The sequence below is a fragment of the Microcystis sp. M53603_WE2 genome (assembly GCF_030065435.1).
The window spans coordinates 1-3376 of sequence record NZ_JASJFF010001332.1 but is presented as its reverse complement, the minus strand read 5'-3'; the positions used below and the strand labels follow the sequence as shown (position 1 = coordinate 3376).

General features: G+C 39.2%; 3 protein-coding genes and 1 pseudogene. 1 reads left to right on the top strand and 3 read right to left on the bottom strand.

Annotated features, from left to right (window positions below; translation table 11 throughout):
* Positions 1–349, bottom strand: a pseudogene (locus PX481_RS28025) (hypothetical protein); the annotation flags it as partial.
* 980 nt (positions 350–1329) lie between these two features.
* Between PX481_RS28025 and PX481_RS28020 the strand changes: the two are divergent.
* Entirely contained in the window at positions 1330–2007 is a 678-nt protein-coding gene (locus tag PX481_RS28020; RefSeq protein WP_353852240.1) for a hypothetical protein, read from the top strand.
* Positions 2008–2061: 54 nt separating this feature from the next.
* Here PX481_RS28020 and PX481_RS28015 read toward each other — a convergent pair whose 3' ends face one another.
* Positions 2062–3000 carry a GDP-L-fucose synthase family protein gene (locus PX481_RS28015; RefSeq protein WP_004159245.1) on the bottom strand — a complete coding sequence of 313 codons (939 nt, stop codon included), beginning with the start codon at positions 2998–3000 and terminating at the stop codon, positions 2062–2064.
* A 12-nt stretch (positions 3001–3012) separates the two neighbouring features.
* Positions 3013–3376 (bottom strand): GDP-mannose 4,6-dehydratase (locus tag PX481_RS28010; RefSeq protein ID WP_288097208.1); only part of this gene is annotated, 364 nt, incomplete at its 5' end.

Sequence of the window (3376 nt, the reverse complement as noted above, 5' to 3'; positions counted from 1 at the left end):
TAATATCAGCATATTGCAAACAAATTGGAGAAACTTTACCTAAATGTCCTATTTCTTCATCTTGATAATTATTATTTTTATAATCAACTAAAAAAGTTGTAATTAAATCATAATCTCTATCTGGACTATTATTTGTCTTGTAACTTGGCCATTCGCTGTAACAAGTATATACTTGTTGGGGGCTTAAATGCCACCTACTAATATCATCTAATCCTGTAAAAACATTAACTAAGATGAAAATATCAACAATTATTATTACCAATAAACTTACTTTATTTAATGGTTTATCATTAATCCTTCTTGATCTCCTGAAAAACTGATTCCACAAATTATTAAGTTTAGTAAACATAATCTACTCCTAAGTACAGGACAAAAAGGATGATATTTGGAAACTTCCCGCGCTCTCCCCTATCTAAATGGAGCAAGAGGACTCCCGTTAAATTTCTCCTTAATTAAAAATATACCAGAAATTAACGGGAGATGAATTGCGACCACAGGGTGAGAGCATCTCAAAAGCTATTGACAATTGGCCAATTTTGTGATACGCATGGGCATTTCAGCTGATATCAGTCAATCAGAATAGTTACGAAATCTTAACATTTGGTCGATTTTTGCTTAACAATTGAGATGACAAATTCTCCTCAAATATGCCTGAATCGTCCTCTGGGCAAGGAACCCACACAAAGTTCATTTTGTCAAGGATTGTTAAGATGCGCTTCCCCTGAGCTTATGGATAAATTTATTGGTTTGAGTATGCTGATTTTTGGGTTTGTAATGATGGCCTTTAATCCAGCAGTTGGAGTGCTAGTGGCTCTTTTTGGGTTGATCGTGACTTGGAATAGCGAGAGAACTGTTTCTGTTCGATCACAGGACAGGGATAGGGTTCCTTGTCCTCATTGTGCTGAGTTAATTCAACCGAAAGCGAAGGTGTGCCGTTTCTCTGGGGCCAGGTTTAGATGACCCCTTGTCCTGAGTTTGGGATCGGTGGCAACCCGATCAGAGGTTTCTTCAGTTTTTTGTCACAATTGTTACATTTTTTCAGAGATTTTAATTCGATCGGGTGATTTTTTTTTGATAGGATTGAACCTATAATTTTCTCAGAAATAGTTCTTGTTCTCCATTAACCGTGCCAAACTAAGAACTGCGGACAAATCAAGAGTTTTGGCGTTTCAATAGACCAGATAAACTAATAACTGGCAGTTAGTAGGAAATCTCAGTTATTTTTTGCTAAAATTCTCCTTTTTCCCGCATTTTCTTGCTTGGAAACAAACTTTTTTCCGCTTTCGTCTCTGTCTTTAATTCGCTCCCACTAGGAAACTCAAGGGTAAGATGCTATATTTTCAAAAGCAGGGTCGTCATCATCCTCTGACCCTATTAACAATGCTTTTAAGTGCTTCTTTCGTTGTGGTCTCCCTTTCCTTGACTCCTGCGATCGCACGTCAATTCGCCCCAATTAACCCGATTAAACCGATTCCTTTGGGGAATGATCAATTAATTCCTGCCGGCACAGACATCCCTGTAAAATACGAGCAAGGGGAAAAAATTCTTTTAACCAAACAAGAAACTTTTTCTTTATCTCTGACCGTCACCGATAATATCAAAAATTCCCAAGGACAGACAATTATTCCCGATGGTAGTCAGATTATCGGAGAAATTAAACCTGATGGTCAAGGTTCGCGTTTTTTATCCCAAAAAATCTTTTTAAAAACCCGTCAACCCCAAGAAAAATCTATTGATGCTATTTCGGCAGTTTTCACTCGTCTAGAAAGGCTAATTAAGGGAGTTAACCCCGATAAAATTATTCAGGGTGCAGTATTAGGAAAATCCGCCGCTTCTGTCCTCGCTTCTTTTACTTCTGACCAACCGGTTAGCGAGGGATTATTACGAGGAGGGGGATTAGAAGTATTAGCCGGTTGGTTATTACGAGGAGAATCGGTGGAATTATTGTCAATTAACCCCAAGGAAGATTTAAAATTAACCCTTCGTTCTGATTTTACCGGGCAGTAAGCTGAAAAAAAATCTGGTGTGTTAGTTATTTATCTAACACACCAGCTATCTGGACTAAGCGGCGTTTTGTCGATACCATTCAATGGTTTTCCGCAAACCTTCTTTAAATTCCATTTGAGCAACAAAACCGAATTTTTCCCTAGCGCGGGTTGTATCTAAACAGCGTCGCGGTTGACCATTCGGTTTATCTATTTCCCAAACAATTTCGCCATCAAAACCCATTAAATCACAGATTAATTCGACTAAATCTTTGATAGAAATCTCATAATTTGTACCAAGATTAACCGGATCTGATTCATTATAGAATTGACTGGCCATGACAATGCCTCGCGCTGCATCGGTGGAGTAGAGAAACTCCCGGGTTGGACTACCATCTCCCCAGACAGGAAGTTGTTTATCCCCCCGTTGTTGTGCCTCATAAACCTTGCGAATTAAAGCAGGAATTACATGGGAACTACCCGGATCAAAATTATCCTCTGGCCCGTATAAATTTACCGGTAAAAGATAAATTCCGTTGAAACCATACTGCAAACGATAGGACTCTAATTGTACCAATAAAGCCTTTTTAGCGATACCATAAGGCGCATTGGTTTCTTCGGGATATCCTGACCATAAATCGTCTTCATGGAAAGGTACTGGAGTAAATTTTGGATAGGCACAAATTGTCCCCACACAGACAAATTTTTGCACTCCTGCTAGATAGGCAGCATGAATTAATTGGGTTCCCATCATCAAATTATCATAGAATAATTCGGCGGGTTTTTCCCGATTGAGACCGATACCTCCCACATGGGCAGCCAAATGGATAATTAAATCTTCTTCGTTGGCTAAACGTTGACAGTTTTCCCAAACTCTTAAATCACAATCCTTTGACCGAGGAATTGTAATTTTTTCGGGATTTGCCCCCGCTGCAATTAATTGATTAACTACTTGCCGACCTAAAAATCCAGCCCCCCCGGTGACGACGATTCTCTGTTCGCTTAAATTCAGCATATTTTGACCTCTTTAATCCACAGTTGTCATTGAACGATTGCGAAGATAAGCCAAATCTTTTAATAACTGTCCGCTATCACCACCGTTATTAAGATTAATCCCCAAAGCCGCTAAATCCGCATCTACCATTAATTTTACCAGTCCCTCGAACGTTACCGACGGCTGCCAACCTAATTTCTCTCTGGCTTTTGTGGAATCTCCTATCAATAAATCCACTTCCGCTGGACGCAAATAACGTTCATCAAACTCCACATAATCCTGCCAATTTAAATTAACGTATTGGAAAGAAATATCGAGAAACTCCCGGATAGAATAGGTTTCATTGGTCGCCACCACATAATCATCCGGTTCTTCCTGTTGTAACATTAACCACATC

Bases quoted from the DNA above. Each gene is read 5' to 3' on its own strand.
- PX481_RS28020 (WP_353852240.1), top strand. From the start codon at position 1,330: ATGCTATATTTTCAAAAGCAGGGTCGTCATCATCCTCTGACCCTATTA.
- PX481_RS28015 (WP_004159245.1), bottom strand. From the start codon at position 3,000: ATGCTGAATTTAAGCGAACAGAGAATCGTCGTCACCGGGGGGGCTGGA.